Source organism: Parageobacillus caldoxylosilyticus NBRC 107762 (genome assembly GCF_000632715.1).
GTDB lineage: Bacteria > Bacillota > Bacilli > Bacillales > Anoxybacillaceae > Saccharococcus > Saccharococcus caldoxylosilyticus.
The window spans coordinates 22,184-41,845 of sequence record NZ_BAWO01000018.1 but is presented as its reverse complement, the minus strand read 5'-3'; the positions used below and the strand labels follow the sequence as shown (position 1 = coordinate 41,845).

The following is a 19,662-nucleotide window of genomic DNA, read 5'->3' as shown; positions in this document are numbered from 1 at the left end:
ATAGTCTTATGTTTTTCGGATCGGTGCGCAGTCTCCTCAGGCATTTGGCTTTGAAAACATGACATTGGTAAAAGAACAGGGACTTGCCGAAAAACGGCGTTATATTCAAACTTTCGGAGCCAGTTCAACAGCCACGCGAATGGCTTCAATCATGCTTCGTTCGTCTGCTAAATTTTTCCCGGCGATATCAAAGGCTGTTCCATGATCGACAGATGTGCGGATGATGCCGCCTTTGAGGCCGACGGTAATGTTTACTCCGGCTTCTAATCCTAACACTTTAATAGGGGCGTGCCCTTGGTCATGGTAGCAAGCTACAACAATATCAAAATCTCCGCGTACCGCACGGTAAAATAACGTATCTGCCGGGTACGGTCCAGTTACATTGATTCCTTCTAATTGGGCTTTAAGGATGCCAGGAATGAGCTTTTCCTCTTCCTCTCCATTGCCAAACAGTCCGTTTTCTCCAGCATGAGGATTAATGCCGCACACGGCGATGCTTGGATTTTCTTTTCCCGCTCTTGTCAACGTTTCGTGAGCCAGTTTAATGACTTTGTAGGTTCGTTCAGGATTAATCATTTCAATCGCTTTAATTAACCCGACATGGGTGGTAATATGAATGACTTTAAGTTTTGGGGAAGATAACATCATTGCATAATCTTTAGTGCCTGTTAAATCGGCCAAAATTTCTGTGTGTCCTGGGTATAGATGTCCGCCTTTGTGTAGTGCTTCTTTATTTAAAGGAGCTGTACAAATTGCCTGAATATCCCCGTTTTTCGCTAATTCGATTGCGCGTTTTAAGAATTGGAATGCAGCATCTCCGGCAGCCGCTGATACTTGGCCAAAAGGCAAATCGGCAGGAAGCAAGTCTAAATCGATGCAATCAATCGTACCGTATTGGTAAGTTGCTTCCTTTATGTCTGAAATAGGGTTAATGGTCAGTCTAGAATTCGTAATTCGAGCTGCCCGTTCTAATATTTTTGCATCCCCTATGACTAAAGGGTTGCACTGTTCATAGATGGAGGTGTTTTGGAGAGCTTTGACAATAATCTCCGGTCCTATACCGGCAGCGTCTCCCATCGTTATTCCGATAACAGGTTTCATTTGACATCTACTCCTTGTAATTGGTGAATGGCTTGAATAAATGTATTTTCCGAACCAAAGGCTCCCGCTTTTGTCACTACATACATCCCTGAGTCATGAATTAATTTCGCTATTGGCACTCCTGTTTCCACTTCGTCTAGCAATTCAAAACCCGTAGCCCCAACTTTATTGCATACGTGTTTCGCAGTATCGCCGCCTGTTAATATCATCCCTCTAAAATAGCCCTTGTTGATCAATGTAGAAGCAACCTCTCCTAAATTTTGAGCGATGAAATTGCTTATTTCTATTGCGCCTAATCCCTTCGCTTCGCCTATTTCCTGCGCCTGTTTTATTTCATTTGGTGAAGCAGAGGAATAGAGGGCAATATGGTATCCTTGTTTTGCCCAGTTTTCTGCCTGGTGAAGGGCCTTTTCCATTTCCTCATAACGGGACTGGTTATCGCTTACGAGTTTTACGGAATCTATCTGTATTCCTTTCACGTTTTTTAAAGAAAGGGCACGATCGAGCTGTTTGCGGGATACTTGGCTCACACTGCCTACGACTAGCAGGATGGGCCGCTCGCTTGGCTCAATCATGGTCGCTTTTTTTGATTTTTGCAGGTGATATGCTTCGGGAAGATAATTGGCAAGACCTGCCGACCCGACCCATACGACTTTTTCATTGATACGGCACACGTATCGGACGATGCGCTGTAAATCTTCCTCGCTTAAGGAGTCAAAGACGATGTAAGGAATACCGTTTGCCCGATAATGATCGAGCTGTTCTTTGACTTTGTCAAATCCGAGACGAAGTGTTTGATAGTCAATCAGCCCTATGGGGCGCTTCGTCTGCTTGGCAATTAAACTGGGAACATAAGATTCTTTTATCGGACATTTCGGATCTCGTGATAATTCTGTCTCATGTAGCAATGTATCGTGTAAAAAATGATACCCTTTATAAATGGTTCTCCCGTTTTTAGGATAACCCGGTGCAATAATCATAAATGTCGGTTTTATTGTATCATAAATGGCATCGATTTCCGCTCCTATATTTCCCCTGAGGGTGGAATCGATTTTTTTGTACAGGTGGTTAAAACCCATTTCTTGTAATGTTTTCGCTGCATCCTGTACCTGTCGGTATGCATCAAGAGCGGGAAGCGCTCGGCTATCGGTGTCAACCACGATTACCTCTGCTTCCCGCTTGCCGGACAGTCCGGTCAGATCAAACAAGACCTGCGTGACAAGCCCCTTTCTGGCGAATTGTACCCCGGAATCGGAAGCACCGGTCAAGTCATCGGCAATAATTGCTAGTTTGTTCATCTTGTCTCCCTCCGTACATCAAACGGTTGCCTGGTCGCCTGCCCCGACTCGTTTTGCCCACCAAGCAGTGACGATTGGCACCAAGATGGCGGTGACGATGACACAGGAAGCGACCAATGCAGTGGCTGCAGGAGCTACCGGAGCATACGCAGAGTTGGCTGCCGCAACTGCCGCAGGGACACCCGCCGCATTGCCTGCTGTCGAAGCGGCCGCCAGTCCGGCTACCCCATTGCCGCCGGTCAACCGGTCAACTATCCAAAGCACCGTACCTGTTACGAGCACGACCGTGATTCCTAGCAAAATTCCTGCGAGCCCCGCTTTCCACACGTTCTGCAAGTTCAGCCCAGCCCCTAGTGCGAACGCAAAAAATGGAACTAACACTGGCACTGCGCGACCGAGAAATTCGCGTAACTCCCGATCCAAATTGCCAAGGATCATTCCGATTACCAACGGCAAAATCGCTCCTACCAACGTTTGCCAAGGAAACGCGGAAAGCCCTGCTACCCCAAGTGTTACCATCGTAAAGAACGGTCCCGATTCCAAACTCATGATCGAATAAGCTGCGACGTCCTCTTTTCTACCAAACTGTCCCATCAACGCCATGTACAACCCGCCGTTTGTGTCGTTCATGGCTGCTACGATCGCCAACACTGACAAACCTGCAAACACCCCTCCGCTGATCATCCCTTCCCCAAGGAAGCGGGCGGCAATGATCCCGATTATTGCTGCGATGCCTACTTTGCTGAGGAGTAACACGCCTCCTTTTTTAAGGATGTACGGAGTGGCTTTAAAATCAATCGTTGCCCCCATGCACACATAGAATACAGCGAGGATTGGTAACGCTCCTGTCAGTAGTGCACCTGTGAACGAACCGAATGTCTTCGATGCGGTCGGAAACAATGTGTTGATGATTGCCCCCAAAATTAGTGGAACGATCATCATTCCGCCTGGGATACGATCCAACGTTGCCTTGATTTTCATTTTTTCTTCTCCCCCTTACACTCATGTTTAAAAATGAAACAATTTTATAAAATCTGAATATAGAAATCGCTTACATTTTTTATTTTATTTAATTATGTTTTATTTATCAACAGTATTTTTGATTTATAATAAAAAAACTGAAATAATGTTGCATAATGCAACATTATTTCAGTTTCCTCCATAGTGTACTTCTGTTAATTCCTAATCTTTTTGCTGCCTTTGTCTGATTCATTTCCTCTTCTTGAAGTACTTTCCAAATAATGTCCTTTTCGATCTCGGCCAACGGTTTATTTAAATCAATTAATGAATAACCTGGTTCTATATTTTTAAAAATGTTGTTTAAATCTTCTTTACTGATATACTCGTGATTGGCAACCTGAATGGCTTGTTCGATCACGTGGCTTAATTCTTGTAAGTTGCCTTGCCAATTGCGGTTATACAGCCACTTTAGCGTCTCTTCGTGTACACCTACGATTTGCTTTCCATATTTGACGTTATATTGCGCAATAAACTTTCGAACATATTCATCTAAATCTTCCATATATTCTTTTAAGGATGGTAACCGAATTTGGTTTTGTTTAAATTGTTTAAAAAGGTGAGGGGATAATTTTTTTTGTCGTAATAAATTAATTGGGCTGTCCTCAAATAAAAAAATAGTACGTGTTTTTGTCTCATGAATCAGTTGGGCTACATCATCTTGATGTTCTAATCGCAGATGTTCGACTCCTTGTAAGACACATGTCCCTTTTTCCGAATGAGCTAAAATGGGTTTGAGATGGTCAATAATCTCGCGATAATCTGCGAGGATGCGGACGAGCAATAAAAACTCGTCTTTTTGCTTGCTCTCACAATGAATAATCCCAGCTAGTGTTTTTTTTCCAGTCCCCTTTTCTCCGTATAACGCTAATGGTTCATTATGCATCGCAGCTTTTTCCGCTTGATGAATAACCATCTGAATAGGTTGGCTATTTCCAACAATCTGTGAAAATGACGTCATAATGGGCCGCATGGCGGTAACCGATAGGCCGTATTCTTCCTGATTATCTTCTTTTTCGGAAAAACGCAAATAATATTGGCTTTCGTTTTGATCAGTTTTCAGATATCCTTGCCGCAATTGCACCCATTCATCATTGATTGCGTAAGTATACTGTATTTCAATAGGTTCTATTTCTTGGCATAATTGTTTGTACGCATTGTCGAGAAACGGAAAATACGCATAAATGGACGATTCATCTGAATTGTTTTTCATAAATGCCAATATTTTTTGAAAGGATGAACTGACAAACTGGATGGAGCCATTTTCGTTATAAATAGCTATAGGGATTTTTGTTTTCTGTAGTAATTGTTTATATAAATTTACCTGTTTCGCCGCATTTTTCATGATTTGATATGTTTGTTTTGCTTGTTCAAATGCCTCAAGGACGGATTCCTTGCCTGAGGTGATTAATATACTCTGAAGTCCGTATGCTTCTGCCGTCTTGCAGGTGATCGTGTCTCCGATAATAGTCTGGGCGCCGTCGGCTTTAGCTTGTTGGACTGCCTCAGCTACCTCTTCTTGATCATGGATAATGGTATAAGGAATATGGACACCTAAAAGATTGGATACAGAAACAAATCCTTGACATATGTTAGGGAATCCAATAATACGGGGGTGTGCGCTATAGTCTTTGACTAATGTCAATATACGTAATATGTCGTAGCCTGATACTTTTATTTCAATGATTGGCAACGATGTATGTTGGCGCAGTAGCTGTGCGGTGCCGCCACGGCTGATAATGATATCGTAACCTTTTTTTTCATATTGTTTCACAATAGGAATAGCCTCTTGCAAATCTCCTTGTACCACTGTAATGTCCAGTGACTGTTGCTCTTTGGCAAGAGTTAAGGCTAATTCTTTTAAGCCAGGGTAGGGAGCAATAAATAATGTTTTTATTTTCATGTTTATCAATCACCCATCTCGTTTTGTATTTCACTACCATTCATTATAGCCCACTTTTGGGTTTGGTGCCTGTGCATTGCGGTCGGAAAAGTAGACAGTATAAGGTTAAGCAAGAGAATCAGAGTTCAACAGCTCTAATGTATAAGCGCCTGTCCCTTGTCGAAGGCTATTCCGTCAAAGAAGTCATTGAAGTATGTGGCCGCCCGGCCGCCCCGACGCGCCTCATCAAACTGAATGGAACCGCCGTATATCAAGGTAGTGTTAAGAGGCCGAGAGTTAGTCACCCTTTCCTACTCGATTTGGCTAACCAAAGGCGGTGGTTGCGGGTGTTTTCTATCGAGCGTTTGGCGGTTTCTTTTGATGAATAGGGATGTATATATGTGATGAGGCAATTGCCGGCTGGATCTCCCACCATTCATTAGCGGAAAACGATGATGATACACAAATATGTGATAATTTTTTAAAATATTATGTATATTCAAAAAATACAAACGTCGTTTTTCGAAAGTTGGAGAAGGAGTTCTTTCGTAAAAAAAGATAAAAATTTATTTACATCAATTAAACAAAATCACCAAATATGTGAAGTAACCTAATATATTAGAATAGGCGGTTTGCCGACCGTTCCATAACCGAAAGAATGGGGGAAGCGCGGTGGAAAAGATAGGAGAAGCCTTGTCTTTTGAAACAAAGAGGCGGCCGGGCTGGAAACTGTATGTTTCTTTGCCGGTTTTATCGTGGGCATTGTATGATTTTGCGAATACGATTTTTTCTTCGAATGTGAATACGATTTTTTTCCCGCTTTATGTTTCGGAAACGGTGGGAAAAAGCGAGAGCTTGAACCAGATAGCCAGTACATTTATTTCGTATGCGAATGCGTTGGCCTCTTTCTTTTTAGTCGTATTTTCTCCTTTATACGGCACATGGATTGACCGGACTGGGAGAAGAAAGAAATGGCTTGGGATCTTTACGTCTCTTTCGGTTGCGGCGACGTTGCTTATGGGCGTTGCCGGATATTCGAACCGTGCGGATTTCATGTTTGGATTGCCGGCGTCTTTTGTCATCACCGTGCTTTTATTTGTCGCAGCCAAGTTTTTTTACCATTCGAGCCTCGTGTTTTACGATTCCATGATTTCCAGTTTGGGGAATAAACAGGAAATTCCACTCATCTCCGGTTTTGGCGTTGCCGTCGGGTATGTTGGAACGCTTGTCGGGCTTGCCGTGTATCCGTTTGTTGGCGAAAAGGATTACTACCGTGCTTTTATTCCAAGCGCCCTTTTGTTTCTCCTCTTTTCTTTGCCGCTTTTTTTCTTTGTCAAAGAAGAAGCCGCTCTGCTCAAGCGAAAGGCCGGATTTTTTGCGGGCTATCGGGATATTTATGCGACGTTGAAAGAAATGAAAAAGTATCAAAACATTTTTACTTTCATGATTGCTTATTTCTTTTTGAATGATGCGGTGGCGACGACGATCGCCATCATGTCCGTTTATGCCAAGGCCATTGCCGGGTTTACGGCGGGGGAATTTATCCTTTTATATTTAGTTTCCACTGTTTCTAGCATTATCGGTTCCTTTTTGTTTGGCTATATTACGAGAAGCAAAGGGGCAAAAAAAGCGGTTTTGTATGTCGGCATCCTGATGTGCGTCGCTCTGGCGATAGGGGCGCTTGCTTTTTCCAAGCTGTCTTTTTGGATCGCCGGAAGTTTGTTCGGCGTCAGTTTAGGAGCGATGTGGGTCACTTCGAGAACGTATATTGTCGAACTTTCGCCGCAAGACAAGCAAGGGCAATTTTTCGGGCTGTTCGCGTTTTCCGGAAAAGTGTCGGCCATCGTCGGTCCGGCGATTTACGGAAGCATTACCCTCGTTTTTCATTCATATGGAAACATTGCCAATCGGTTGGCGATGGGGACGCTTTTGGTGATGGTGCTCCTTGGCATTTTCTTTTTGCGGAAGGTAAAGCCGCAGGCGCCTGCCGAGCCAGAGAGCTGATGGAAGATTTTATGGGTGCCTGTTTCTTGGCAGCCAGTCGGCGGCTAAATGGATACTTTATAGAATGCAAACGAGAAAACCTTTAGCTTTCAGCTATGGGAATGAGAGCGAGCGTCGGACGGGAGAGGGTGTTCCTCCTCTCACAAGTCCGGCTATTTTTCTGCTGGATTTGTTAGATATATTGATTGAACATTTTGTATTTACCGGAATGCGATCCGGTCAAACAGAGAGATTGCTTCCCTTTTTGTTTTGGGAAAGATGCGCTATGATAATTTTAAGAGGGTTTGAAGAGGGAGTGGGTGGAATGGCCGGAGATTATGGTTTAAAACGAATTTATGAACCGTATGATTCAAAAGATGGAAAACGAATTTTGATTGACCGGATTTGGCCAAGAGGCATCTCGAAAACGGAAGCAAAAATTGATCTGTGGATGAAAGAGATTGCCCCAAGCACCGAACTTAGAAAATGGTTTGGCCATAAACGGGAGCGGTTTCAAGAATTTTCAAAGCGTTATGTGACGGAGCTGGAAACGGAGGAACAAAAACAAATGCTGGTCAGGGAACTGATGGCGATGGCAAAAAAAGAAAAAGTAACCCTCCTTTACGGGGCGAAGGATCAAGAATGCAATCATGCCGTTGTGCTGCGAAGCTTTTTGATAGCCAACGCTGACGGATAAGGGGAGAGGGCTGGATGGGCGCGATGCCTGTCACTACGGACGACATAGGAAGGAGGAATGGTTATGATCAAAGCCGTACATGGAGACATTACGAAACTGCAAGGCGTTTCGTACATTTGCAACGCGGCAAACGGAATCGGTCCGATGGGAGGAGGAGTGGCGGCGGCGATTCGCAAAGCCGGCGGCAAAGAGATTGAGACCGAAGCGATCAAAGTTTGTAAGGAGCAAAATCCAATGCCAGGCGATCTTTATGTCACCCATGCGGGAACGCTTCCGTTTCAAGGAATCATTCATCTTGTGACGATGAAACAGCCGGCAGGACCGACGTCTTATGATGTGGTGCGAACATGTTTACACAATTTAGTCGCTTATTGCCGAAAGCAAGGCATTGACAAGGTGGCCCTTCCCGCGTTGGGAACAGGGGTAGGAAATTTGGATAAAGCAAAAGTCGCCGCCATTTTCAAAGAAGTGTTGGAGCCGGTGAAAGACATTGAGTTTATCGTTGCCGATATCGATCAAGATTTTATCGCATTGTTCGCTTGAAGCGGCAATGTTTCATCTGACGATGACTGATCGCAGTGCATATCGAAGTGATGCGCAATGACCTTTACACTTTCTCTTGCTAAGGCCCTTTTTACTGTTTCAAATTTCAATTAAATAACTTTTATAGGTTCTTCTTTTTGTAGGTATGGCTTATCGGTTCCTTTTTATTTTCTGTAGCACGCCTAGCATGCCTCGAAGTTTTGTGGGACATAGGAGCGGAGATTCATAAGAACTCGGTGCCTGTGTCATCACCCGATTTAAGTACATCTTTTGGCGAGAGACAGCTAATAGATAGCTTTATAATTTTCGAAAAAACCATTTATAATTGTAAGGCGGTGTAGACAGTGAACTCGGTAACAACTTTTGATAGCACAAAAGAGTCGTTGCTTGATTTGTTAAAAAGCATTAAAGAAGGCAAGACGCAGCTTCCCGATTTCCAACGGGGATGGGTCTGGGACGATGAGCATATCAAGAGCTTATTGGCAAGTATTTCTTTATCATATCCTATTGGCGCGGTTATGATGTTGCAAACCGGCAATGATGAAGTCCGATTTAAACCGAGATTGGTAGAAGGCGTAATTCTCCAAAATCCTCCCGAACCAGAAAGACTGATACTGGATGGCCAACAAAGGCTCACATCTTTATTTCAATCACTGTTTTCCGAGCAACCTGTTGTTACAAGGGACTCAAGAGGAAAAGAAATAAAAAGGTGGTATTATTTGGATATAAACAAAGCTTTAGACCCAACAATTGACAGGGAGGAAGCTATTGTATCTCTTCCTGAGGATAAAAAAATTCGTAATTTTAGAGGAGAAATCATTGAGGATTACTCGACGATAGAGAAGGAATGTAAGGCTGAATTACTGCCACTATCACTTGTCTTTGACTTTTCTGCACTTACCAATTGGCAAATGCACTATTTTCAAATCGATGCCAATGCGATGCGGGAAAGGATGAGCAAATGGAACGAGCTGCTGCAACAAGTCATACAACGGTTCCAACAATATCAAGTGCCTCTTATCCTGCTGAGGAAAGAAAATCCAAAAGAAGCAGTTTGCCAAGTCTTTGAAAAAGTTAATACTGGAGGGGTATCGCTTACTGCTTTTGAACTTCTTACAGCCACTTATGCGGCAGAAGATTTTAACTTAAGGCAGGATTGGAGTTCACGTCTCAAGCGAATTCGCAAGTTCAAAGTTCTTGAGTCAGTCGAAAATACTGACTTTTTACAAACTGTTACACTGCTAGCTACATACTCAAGAAAAAAACAAAATCCCGATGTTGCGGTTAGTTGTAAACGTAAAGATGTTCTCCGTTTGCCATTAAGTGATTACCAAACTTGGGCTGAAGTTGCAACACAAGGATTTGAGAAGGCAGCAAAGTTTCTCTATTCTCAAAAGATATTTTCCGCTAGAGATTTACCTTATCGGACACAGTTAGTACCTTTGGCAGCAATCTTCTCTGTACTTGGGGATCTCGCAGATAACGATGGCGTCCGCTCTAAGTTGGCTCAATGGTATTGGTGTGGTGTTTTGGGGGAATTGTATGGGAGTGCAGTTGAAACTAGATTTGCAAGAGATTTACAAGAAGTCCTAGCTTGGATTGATGGCGTAGGAACACCATCTACTATACAAGATGCCAATTTTTCACCGAGTCGCTTGTTGACCCTAAGAACTAGAAATAGTGCTGCTTATAAAGGTATATCTGCTCTCTTGTTACGTGAGGGTGCCCTCGATTTTAGAAGTGGTGAAACAATAGATCTGCAAATGTACTTTGACGAGAGAATTGATATTCACCATATATTTCCTAGAGCGTATTGTCAGGAAAGAGGGATTGACTCCCGAAAATGTGATTGTATTGTAAATAAAACACCTTTATCTGCCAAGACAAATCGTATGATTGGCGGAAAGCCTCCGAGCGCATATTTGGAAAGACTGCAAAAGACTGCAGGGATAACAGAAGAGCGAATGAAAGAGATATTGAATTCTCATGTTATAAACTATGAAGCTATGAAACTGAATGACTTTGAAACATTCTTCAATCTTCGATACAATGCATTGCTTGACCGAATTGAAAAGGCAATGGGAAAACAAATAAATCGTGATCATACACTAGATGACATTATTAGCCTTGATGAGATAGAAGATGGTATGGAAAGCAGTGATATAGAAGTATAGAGACTATAGGAGGAAGTATTATATTATTGTTGCTGCCTTGTTCAACTGCTTAAATTCAAGTCATTATTTCATCTGCCGGCGACTAAAAGGAACGGAGCATCAAAGAAGATGCTCCGCTCCTTTTGGTATATTGCATGGGCATCGTTTGTCTGCTTTCGAAGACTCGCTCCGCTGTCACCGCCCCGATGAAAAGGCCTCCCGCGCAACGGCGTTTAGCGGGAGGCTGTCAATAATAAAGAAGAAACGGAATCCCAAATGTGTCGGGCCAGTCTCTTGCATGCGGCTTCTTTGGAGAAGGTTTATGATTGTTTTGGTGCTAATGCGGTCGATTCCCTTTTAATCAGTTTGGATGAGAGCAGGATTTCTTGGAACGGTTCGTTTTTGTTCTCCATTCTCCAGAACAGCAGCTCTACCGCTCTTCTTCCGTATAACTCCAAGTCAATGTCAACAGTGGTTGTTTTTGGGGTCGCTATTTTGGACAGCTGTCCATTATCATAGCTGCACACCGACGCTTGGTCCGGCACTTGAATGCCTTGTTGCTGCAGGCATGAATTAACCAGGAATCCCAATCCGTCATTGGCGCAAAACCATGCGGTCGGCTGTTTTTTTAATTGCCGAATATATTGGAATATGACTTCTTCTTTTTCTTCCGCGTTTTTAAAAATAAAATGTTCGTTTGGTTTAATTCCATAATCTTTCAAGGCAAGCAAGTATCCTTCATATCGTTCCTCGTAGCTTGGCGAATAATCGATATTGCCGACAAAAGCGATGTCCCGGTGGTTCAGTTCGATTAAATGCTGGACGGCAAGATAGGCGCCAAAGCGATTGTTGGTTAATACGGCATCTGCCTGAATATTAGGATGATGGTGATCGACGAGTATGGTTGGAATGCCGGTGGCAATCACTTTATTAATGTATTCCGTGCTGATATGAGAGAGAATCAGGATTCCATCTACCAGTTTATTTTCGATAAATGAAGGCAAAATAAGCCGTTCTTTTTGTTCTTGATTCACCGACTGAATGTGTAAGTTCATGCCCCGTTTTATTACTTCTTTTTCGATGCTCAAATAAATTTCTCCAAAAAAATTTTTAAAGGAAAATGTTAAATCCGAAGCGATTAATCCAATGTTCCCCGTTTTTCCTTGTTTCTTTTTCTTTCGCGGTCCTGGATATTGATACCCCATTTCCTCAGCAACACGCTTGATCAGCTGCCGTGTTTCCTCGCTGACTCCCTGTTTTCCCCTTAATGCTTGTGATACGGAGTTTTTCGATATATTTAATCGATCTGCGATATCTTGCATCGTTACTCTCTTTTTCATCTTCACACCTACTATTCTTATAAAACATTCCATGAACCAAAGTATTCCATTTGCTTTCAACTAATATTGTAATAAGAATCAACCAAATTGGAAAGAAAAGAAACCATCCTTCCATCCATGGCAAAACGGAGTTTTTTCGGCATCTTCACATGATTCCCGGTCTCAACGAGAAATAAACCAGCCAATGAATACGAATTATGTAACATTACAAACATTACATGATTTACATTACATTTGTAATATACATATATTTTTTTTGTTCAGGCAAGCTTTTATTTTTGTATAGAAATTTAGGAAGCTCAAAGTTTTGTAATGTAATTTATAAAAAAGCTATTGACTACAAGAATGAAAGATGGAATAATCTTCTTGTGAGGTTACAAAACCAAAATTACATATTTACAAATAAAAAATGTAACGTTACAACATTTTGATGCATCTGCATCCTCTTTTTACGCCATCATTTTAAAGCGTTTTCATAATAGCGCGCATTTAACATAGGATTTTTCAAAGGCAAAGATGCGAGACGATGTCATTCGTTTTTGGTTTGTTTCATTTCTTCGGCAGGAGGATTCGTTCCATTCTTTCATTGACTATAAGTTGATAAACGAATAAAAAGGTTGGAGGAGATTATTTATGGTGAGAGTCCATCGTTTTCTGGAAAATCCGTTAATCACTCCGAACGATGTGAAGCCATTTCACCGCGACCATGAAGTGATTGGGGTTTTTAACGCCGGGGTCGCCCAATACAATGGCGAAGTGCTGTTATTGCTTCGCGTCGCTGAACGCCCGATTAGCAAAGATCCGAATATCGTCAAAGCTCCTGTCATTGATTTTTCAAGCGGAGAAGGAAAACTGAAAGTGGTCGAGCTGCGTAAAGATGATTCGCGGTTTGATTTTTCTGATCCACGTGCGATTCTTTACAACGATTCGCATCGCAGAGTCGCTTATCTTACGTCTTTGTCGTATATTCGTATTGCCCGCAGCAAAGATGGCCGCCGCTTCACCATTGATGAGAACCCTTTCATCTATCCGGGAACGGAACGGGAAGCATGGGGGATTGAAGATCCGCGCGTGACGCAGATCGGTGATACCTATTACATTCAATATAGTGCGGTGTCGGCCGAAGGAATTGGCGTAGGGCTTGTATCAACAAAAGATTTTGTGACTTACGAACGCCACGGATTGATTTTTCACCCGGAAAATAAAGATGTGGCCATTTTTCCTGAAAAAATTAACGGAAAATACTATGCATTGCATCGTCCAGTGCCAAAAGGAATTGGCCGGCCCGAAATTTGGATTGCCGAATCAGACAATCTTCTTTATTGGGGAAATCATCAATATTTGTTAGGCCTTAGCGAAGAAGGCTGGGACAATGGCCGCATTGGCGGAGGCGCGGTTCCGTTTAAAACAGATAAAGGCTGGTTAGCGATTTATCATGCCGCTGATAAAAATGACCGCTATTGTTTAGGAGCTGTGCTCTTGGATCTTCATGACCCGGCCAAAGTTCTCGCCAAAACAAAAGAGCCTATTTTAGAACCCGAAGCGGATTATGAAAAAAATGGTTTCTTTGGCAATGTCGTGTTTACTTGCGGTGTCGTTGTAGAAGGAGATACCGTTCGAATCTACTATGGTGCGGCCGATGAATCTATGGCCGGCGCAGAACTTAGTCTGCAGGAAATCATGTCGAAATTAACGTATTTATAATAGCGATGAAGCATAGCGGCGTTTTTTATGGAAAAAATATCATCTGGCGGATGATGGGGGTGAAAATGCATACTCGGAATACAAAAATGTATAGAAACCATTCTAATGGTCAGGCTAATCACCCATTTTGGTATGCTTTTATTGTATAGGTTCATTTAAGCTTGAATAAAGGAGGAGTAAAACATGAAAAAGAAAGGGGTTACGAAACTCATCGCCGCTTTGCTTGCCGTGGCTCTCGTCGGCACGGGCTGCCAAGGGCAAGATGGAAATGAAGGGAAAAATGACAAAGGCGGTGGGGCAAACAATGTGGTGGAAGTGGATTTCTGGGCCGCGCCTAACCCTACCCAACAAGCCTTTTGGAAAAAGATGGCCGATAATTATATGAATGAACATAAAAACGTGAAAATCAAGGTTTCGCCAATGCCGGAAAGCCCTTCTTCTGAAGCAGGGATCCAATCCGCCATTGCATCAGGGCATGCGCCTGTGATCTCTGAAAATATTTCTCGCGGTTTTGCCGCCCAGTTAGCAGCGAATCATGCGATTGTGCCATTGGACGAATTTAAAGGTTTTGATGAGTTAATTAGCAAACGCCAAATGAAGGAAACGATTGCAAAATGGAAGTTTGCCGATAACCATCAATACGTCTTGCCGGTTTACTCGAATGCGATGTTGTTTGGCTGGAGAATGGACGTTCTCAAAGAGCTTGGATATAATGCGCCGCCAAAAACATACAGTGAGGTTATAGAGCTTGGCAAAAAATTAAAGAAAAAATATCCTGACAAGTTTCTATGGGCGCGTGCTGATTTAGTGCAACCAACCTGGTGGGCAAGATGGTTTGATTTCTTCATGTTGTATAATGCAGCTTCGAATGGAAATAGCTTCGTAAAAGGAAATAAATTTGTGGCGGATGACGAAGCAGGTGTAAAAACCCTTCAATTCTTTCATGATTTAAGCAAAAATGATTTGCTGTTGACTAGGAAAGCAACGGACCCATTTGAAAATGCGACAGCCATTATGGTCGATCTGGGGCCATGGACATTTCCGTATTGGGCTGAAAAATTCCCAGAAATGAAATTCAATCAAAATTATGTCTTATCTTTGCCGCCTGTGCCAGATGATGTAGATCCGAAAAACGCCAAAACATTTGCGGATACAAAAGGTCTGGTGATTTATGCTTCTGCCACGAAAGAACAACAGCAAGCAGCATTCGACTTTGTGAAGTGGGTATATTCAGACGCCAATAACGACTTAGCTTGGTTCAAACAAACCAATTTACCGCCTGCGCGTGATGATTTATCAACCAATAAAGCATTTGCGTCTTATCTTGCGGCAAACCCGCAATTAAAACAATATGCGGAAAATATTCCAAACGCAATCCCGCCTGTGGATAACGAAAAAGTAGTAGACATTCAAGAATTGATCGGCAAAGAAGCATTAAATCCGGTTGTGAAAGGCCAAAAAACCGCTGAAAAAGCCTGGAAAGATATGAAAAATGCCATTAACGGGGTGTTAAAGTAAATGAATAAAAGCACGGCAAGGTTGGGGTGGCTTTTGGCCAGCCCATACCTTATCTATTCGCTCATCTTCTTTCTGTTTCCGCTGTTATGGGCCGTTTATTTGGCTTTTACCAATTGGAACTTAATTGCGCCTGATTATGAAATGGTTGGACTGCGAAATTTTATCGAAGCGTTTTTTAGTGAAAGCGTCCGGGCTGCGTTTTTGGTTACTTATAAATTTATGTTGATGTTTGTTCCTATTGTTATTGCGGGTTCTCTCTTTTTGGCTTTGATTATCCATTCTTTGCCTAGGCTGAAAGGATTGTTTTCCGTAGGATATTTCTTGCCTTATTTGGCATCCGGAGTAGCTTCTGCCATTGTCGTCAAAGGGGTATTATCTTATAACAGCCCGTTCAACGCTTTCCTTCGCCGATATTTGGGCTTGGATATCGATTGGCTAGGTTCTCCGATTTTAGCGCCGTTGATCATTGCCCTTATGATGGCATGGAAATTCATGGGCTACTATGCACTGTTGTTTTTATCTGGTTTAGAAAGCATACCGAAAGAAGTCTATGAAGCAGCTGAAATGGATGGCGCCGTGGGATGGAAAAGGTTTTGGTACGTAACCCTTCCGATGTTGTATCCGTCATTTTATACCGTCACCATTTTAGCAGTAGGCCTCATGTTTGGAATCTTTACGGAACCGTACGTATTAACGGGGGGCGGACCGGATTATTCGACACATACATGGCAGCTGGAAATTTATAATCAAGCATTCCAAAAATTAAATGCTGGGTATGGAACAACCGTAGCGATCATCAACTCGGTGGTCACATTCGTGTCGATTCTTGTGTTTAGAAAGGTTTTGGAAAAGTGGGGTGCAAGACATGGTTGGGAGTAAAAAAATAAAAACCATGCTGTTATACGTGTTGGCTTTTGTTGTTCTGATCATCATGGTGTTTCCTTACATATATATGGTTTTAAGCTCTCTAGCCCCATGGGAACAAGTGGACCGTAAAATTATTCCAACGAAGCTGACCCTGCGTTCGTATGAATGGTTATTTGCCGGCGGGGAAGATGTTGTTCCTAGACCATGGCTGCGCGCCTTTTTTAACAGCATACTGGTCACCTTGTCTTCTACTGCGCTCATGCTGGTGACGGCGGTTCTAGTGGGCTATTCTTTAGCGAAATTAAAGTTTAAAGGCAGCCGTTTTATCAACAATGTCATTTTGTTTCAAATGTTTTATCCGGCGATTATCCTATTGATTCCGCTCTTTTTGATTGTTCGTTACTCTGGAATGTATGACACATATTGGGCCATGATCCTGCCAAAGGCTGTGAATTTGTGGGCAATATTTATGTATACGAACTTCTTCCGCAGCATACCTGATGAGCTGATTGAAGCGGCAAAAATGGATGGGGCAGGGCAATTAACCATCATTACAAGAATTGTTTTGCCAATGTCTAAGTCCATCACAACGATTATATTCCTGTTCCTCTTTATGGAAAGATGGGTAGAACTTTTATGGGATATGCTAGTGGTTAGAAATGAAAAAATGCTGACGCTAAACGTATTGCTGGCGCAAATGTTTGGTCCGTATGGAGCATATCCGGGGCCAATGTATGCGGCTTCGGTATTGCTGACATTGCCAATTCTTATCCTATTCATTATCTTTAGCAAAAACTTTAAAGAGGGAATGCAGTTTGTATTGAAGTAATGGCTGGCTAAAACGGCGTCGCCGATTGGGCTGCGATAAAAAATTCTTTATATAAGAGACCGCCTGCGAACGATGAATAAGATTCGGTCTCTTTTTCTTTGCGATGATGAGGGGGAGTGAACCTTGTTAATTAATAAAAATTGGAAAATACAATATTTTGACGTAGGGCAAGTAAGGGATTTGACGATTGCGGATCCAAACTATATTGATCACTTTTGGATGTCCGCAAAGGTGCCGGGAGACGTACATTCGATTTTGCGGGAAAAAAATTTGATTGATGATCCCTTTTTTGGCCATAATGATTTGAAATCGAAATGGGTGGAAGAAAAGGTTTGGTGGTATCGTACGGAATTTACATTTGAAAAAAACTTAGATCAAGATGAACGGCTGGAGTTGATTTTTGAAGGGCTGGATACTTTTGCGACTGTTTATTTAAATGGAGTGGAATTAGGGTCTACGGAAAATATGTTCATTTCTCATACTTTTGATGTGACTAGAGAAATTGTGGACGGAAGAAATGTCTTGGCTGTGAAATTTAATCCTGTCTCCTATCAGTTAAAGGATAAGGAGAAGAATTATTGGGCTGGATTTGGCAAAGACCGCATATGGGCGCGCAAGGCTCAATATCATTTTGGCTGGGACTGGGGTCCGCAAATTTTAACGGTAGGAATTTGGAAAGAGGTGCGTTTGGAAAAAAGAAAAATTGCCAAAATCGAAAGTGTTTACGCAAGAACGCTTGATATCCAAGATTCTCGGGCTCTTGTTCAAATAGATATTTACACAAAAAGCTTTGTTAAGGGAAAACCGTTGCACGCAGAAATTACGCTAAAAGATCCAGAACAACAATTTTTCCAAACCGTAAATATGGAACAAGATCGGGCGACGCTGAAATTAAACATCGACCATCCAAACCTTTGGTGGACGCATGATTTAGGAGAGCCAAATCTTTATCAATTATCTGTCGTTTTAAAATGGGAAGATGAAGTTCTTGATACGTATCAAACCGAAATTGGGATTCGCACGATGGAAGTCATGCAAAGAGATCGCGAAGGGAATCCGCGGTTTACCTTTGTGTTAAATGGAGTAGAGATTTTTGCCAAAGGAGCAAACTGGATTCCTGTTGATAGCTTTTTAGGATCTGCCCCGGAATCGCGCTATCGCCATCTTATTCAACTGGCGAAAGAAGCGAATATGAATATGCTGCGTGTATGGGGCGGAGGGATTTATGAAAAAGACATTTTTTATCAGGAATGCAATCGTCAAGGGATTTTAGTTTGGCAGGACTTTATGTTTGCCTGTGCATTATACCCGGATTACAACCGCAATTATATGGAAAATGTCCGGGAAGAAGTGGTTTCGGTGATTAAGCGGCTGCGGAATCATCCTTCCATCGCTTTATGGTGCGGAAATAACGAAAACGATTGGTTATATGAAGTGGAGCGGGCTGCCGGGAACATTCATACCCCTTTTTACGGGGAAAAAATCTATCATGAGTTAATTCCTGAACTATTGGAAGAATTGGATCCTTCAAGGGTTTACTGGCCAAGCTCGCCATATGGCGGAAATGACCACAACTCGGAAGAGGAAGGCGATCGTCATAATTGGCAAGTTTGGCATGGAAATGTCGAACCCCGGAAATTTGGTCAAAATTTAGGGCAAAACATCAGTGTGGAGGGGGTTTCGTTTCGAAATTATAAGAAGGATCGTACCCGGTTTTGCAGCGAGTTTGGCATGCATGCTTCTGCCAATCGCTATACACTGGAAAAAAATCTGCCTGAGGGAACTTTTTATTGGGGCAGCGATGAGCTGGCATATCGCAATAAAGATTATCATCATATAAAAGGGATTTTATTAATGGAAGGGTATACCGGCATTCCAAAAAATGTGGAGGAATACATGAATTATTCGATGCTCACGCAAGCCGAAGGTTTAAAGTATGGAATGGAACATTATCGCCGTAATAAACCGCAAACAAGCGGAGCTTTAATCTGGCAATTGAACGATTGCTGGCCTGGAACAAGTTGGTCCATGATTGACTATTACCTTTTGCCAAAAGCTTCATATTATTATAGTAAAAAATTTAATGCTCCACTTTTATTTACGCTTGAACATGACCCTGGTGATGATTTGCATCTATGGATTGTGAATGACCGATTAGAAGATGTGGAAGATATACTGGTGTTTGAAGTGTTTCGTTTTAATGGCGAGTTAGTGTATTCCAAAGAATTTTTTATCGATGTGAAAGGGAATACTTCGACTCGCATTGCTTCCTTAACAGAAGCGGAGGTTTTGCAAGGCCAACCTGCGGAACAAGTGGTTGTCCGCTTAAAATCGCTGAAGAAAAAAGCAGAAGAAAATTATTATTACTTGAGAAATCATAAGGATCTTCAGCTCCCTAAAGCGAAGCTGCAAGTCAAAGTGATCCCGGAAAAACAAGAAGTAGAAATTCGTACGGATTGTTTTGCCCGTTTTGTAAAACTGGAACTTCCGGCTGAAAAAATTATTTTTTCTGATAATTTCTTTGACTTGCTTCCTTCGGAGCGAAAGATCATTAAGATAAGACATTTAGATGGCAAAACCATTTCTTTAGACGGTTTAAGCGTATCAGCCATCAACGGCAGTGCTTGATCGGATGATTTTTTATCCAAGATTAGGGAATCGGTCTTGCCTGCTCCTTCCTTTTTCGACTAATATTTGTAATGTTGCATTTAATTTCTGTAATGTTCGCAT

At 42.3% G+C, this 19,662-nt stretch carries 14 protein-coding genes; 9 read left to right on the top strand and 5 right to left on the bottom strand.

Translation table 11 applies throughout. The features are described from left to right. Window positions 1-105 precede the first annotated feature (105 nt). The 4 genes from pdxA to GCA01S_RS06550 form a co-directional block, all read right to left on the bottom strand. The gene (pdxA, locus tag GCA01S_RS06565; RefSeq protein ID WP_042408370.1) at window positions 106-1,101 is read right to left on the bottom strand and encodes a 4-hydroxythreonine-4-phosphate dehydrogenase PdxA; all 996 of its coding nucleotides are present in this window, start codon (window positions 1,099-1,101) and stop codon (window positions 106-108) included. Next, window positions 1,098-2,399 (bottom strand): four-carbon acid sugar kinase family protein, encoded by a 1,302-nt coding sequence (locus GCA01S_RS06560; protein ID WP_042408368.1) that lies wholly within the window; start codon window positions 2,397-2,399, stop codon window positions 1,098-1,100. Before GCA01S_RS06560 ends, pdxA begins: the two co-directional genes overlap by 4 nt. Window positions 2,400-2,417: 18 nt before the next feature. Continuing rightward, window positions 2,418-3,380, bottom strand: coding sequence for a 2-keto-3-deoxygluconate permease (locus GCA01S_RS06555; RefSeq protein ID WP_042408364.1), 963 nt, complete (start codon window positions 3,378-3,380; stop codon window positions 2,418-2,420). A 163-nt stretch (window positions 3,381-3,543) separates the two neighbouring features. After that, window positions 3,544-5,319, bottom strand: a complete 1,776-nt coding sequence (locus GCA01S_RS06550) for a sigma-54-dependent Fis family transcriptional regulator (RefSeq protein ID WP_042408362.1) — start codon at window positions 5,317-5,319, stop codon at window positions 3,544-3,546. Between the two features lie 651 nt (window positions 5,320-5,970). Between GCA01S_RS06550 and GCA01S_RS06545 the strand changes: the two genes are divergently transcribed. The 4 genes from GCA01S_RS06545 to GCA01S_RS06530 all read left to right on the top strand — a co-directional run bounded on the left by GCA01S_RS06545 (window position 5,971) and on the right by GCA01S_RS06530 (window position 10,695). Further along, the gene (locus tag GCA01S_RS06545) at window positions 5,971-7,302 is read left to right on the top strand and encodes an MFS transporter (RefSeq protein WP_042408359.1); all 1,332 of its coding nucleotides are present in this window, start codon (window positions 5,971-5,973) and stop codon (window positions 7,300-7,302) included. Between the two features lie 265 nt (window positions 7,303-7,567). Then, on the top strand, window positions 7,568-7,978 hold the full coding sequence (locus GCA01S_RS06540) for a DUF488 domain-containing protein (protein ID WP_375781802.1): 411 nt from the start codon (window positions 7,568-7,570) through the stop codon (window positions 7,976-7,978). Window positions 7,979-8,041: 63 nt separating this feature from the next. Continuing rightward, window positions 8,042-8,521, top strand: coding sequence for a macro domain-containing protein (locus GCA01S_RS06535; RefSeq protein ID WP_042408356.1), 480 nt, complete (start codon window positions 8,042-8,044; stop codon window positions 8,519-8,521). A 344-nt stretch (window positions 8,522-8,865) separates the two neighbouring features. Continuing rightward, the gene (locus GCA01S_RS06530; protein WP_042408353.1) at window positions 8,866-10,695 is read left to right on the top strand and encodes a GmrSD restriction endonuclease domain-containing protein; all 1,830 of its coding nucleotides are present in this window, start codon (window positions 8,866-8,868) and stop codon (window positions 10,693-10,695) included. A 299-nt stretch (window positions 10,696-10,994) separates the two neighbouring features. Here GCA01S_RS06530 and GCA01S_RS06525 read toward each other — a convergent pair whose 3' ends face one another. Beyond that, window positions 10,995-12,014, bottom strand: coding sequence for a substrate-binding domain-containing protein (locus GCA01S_RS06525; RefSeq protein WP_042408348.1), 1,020 nt, complete (start codon window positions 12,012-12,014; stop codon window positions 10,995-10,997). A gap of 633 nt (window positions 12,015-12,647) precedes the next feature. Between GCA01S_RS06525 and GCA01S_RS06520 the strand changes: the two genes are divergently transcribed. The 5 genes from GCA01S_RS06520 (at window position 12,648) to GCA01S_RS06500 (ending at window position 19,560) form a co-directional block, all read left to right on the top strand. After that, window positions 12,648-13,718, top strand: a complete 1,071-nt coding sequence (locus GCA01S_RS06520) for a BtaManbiosPhlase (protein WP_081804178.1) — start codon at window positions 12,648-12,650, stop codon at window positions 13,716-13,718. 183 nt (window positions 13,719-13,901) lie between these two features. After that, on the top strand, window positions 13,902-15,236 hold the full coding sequence (locus GCA01S_RS06515; RefSeq protein WP_042408346.1) for an extracellular solute-binding protein: 1,335 nt from the start codon (window positions 13,902-13,904) through the stop codon (window positions 15,234-15,236). Next, complete coding sequence (locus tag GCA01S_RS06510) at window positions 15,237-16,115, top strand: carbohydrate ABC transporter permease (protein WP_042408343.1); 879 nt, start codon at window positions 15,237-15,239, stop codon at window positions 16,113-16,115. Then, window positions 16,102-16,932, top strand: coding sequence for a carbohydrate ABC transporter permease (locus tag GCA01S_RS06505; protein ID WP_042408340.1), 831 nt, complete (start codon window positions 16,102-16,104; stop codon window positions 16,930-16,932). The genes GCA01S_RS06510 and GCA01S_RS06505 overlap by 14 nt, the downstream gene beginning before the upstream one ends. A gap of 123 nt (window positions 16,933-17,055) precedes the next feature. Next, a complete protein-coding gene (locus GCA01S_RS06500) occupies window positions 17,056-19,560 on the top strand; it encodes a glycoside hydrolase family 2 protein (RefSeq protein WP_042408339.1) in 2,505 nt (834 codons plus the stop codon). Window positions 19,561-19,662 lie beyond the last annotated feature (102 nt).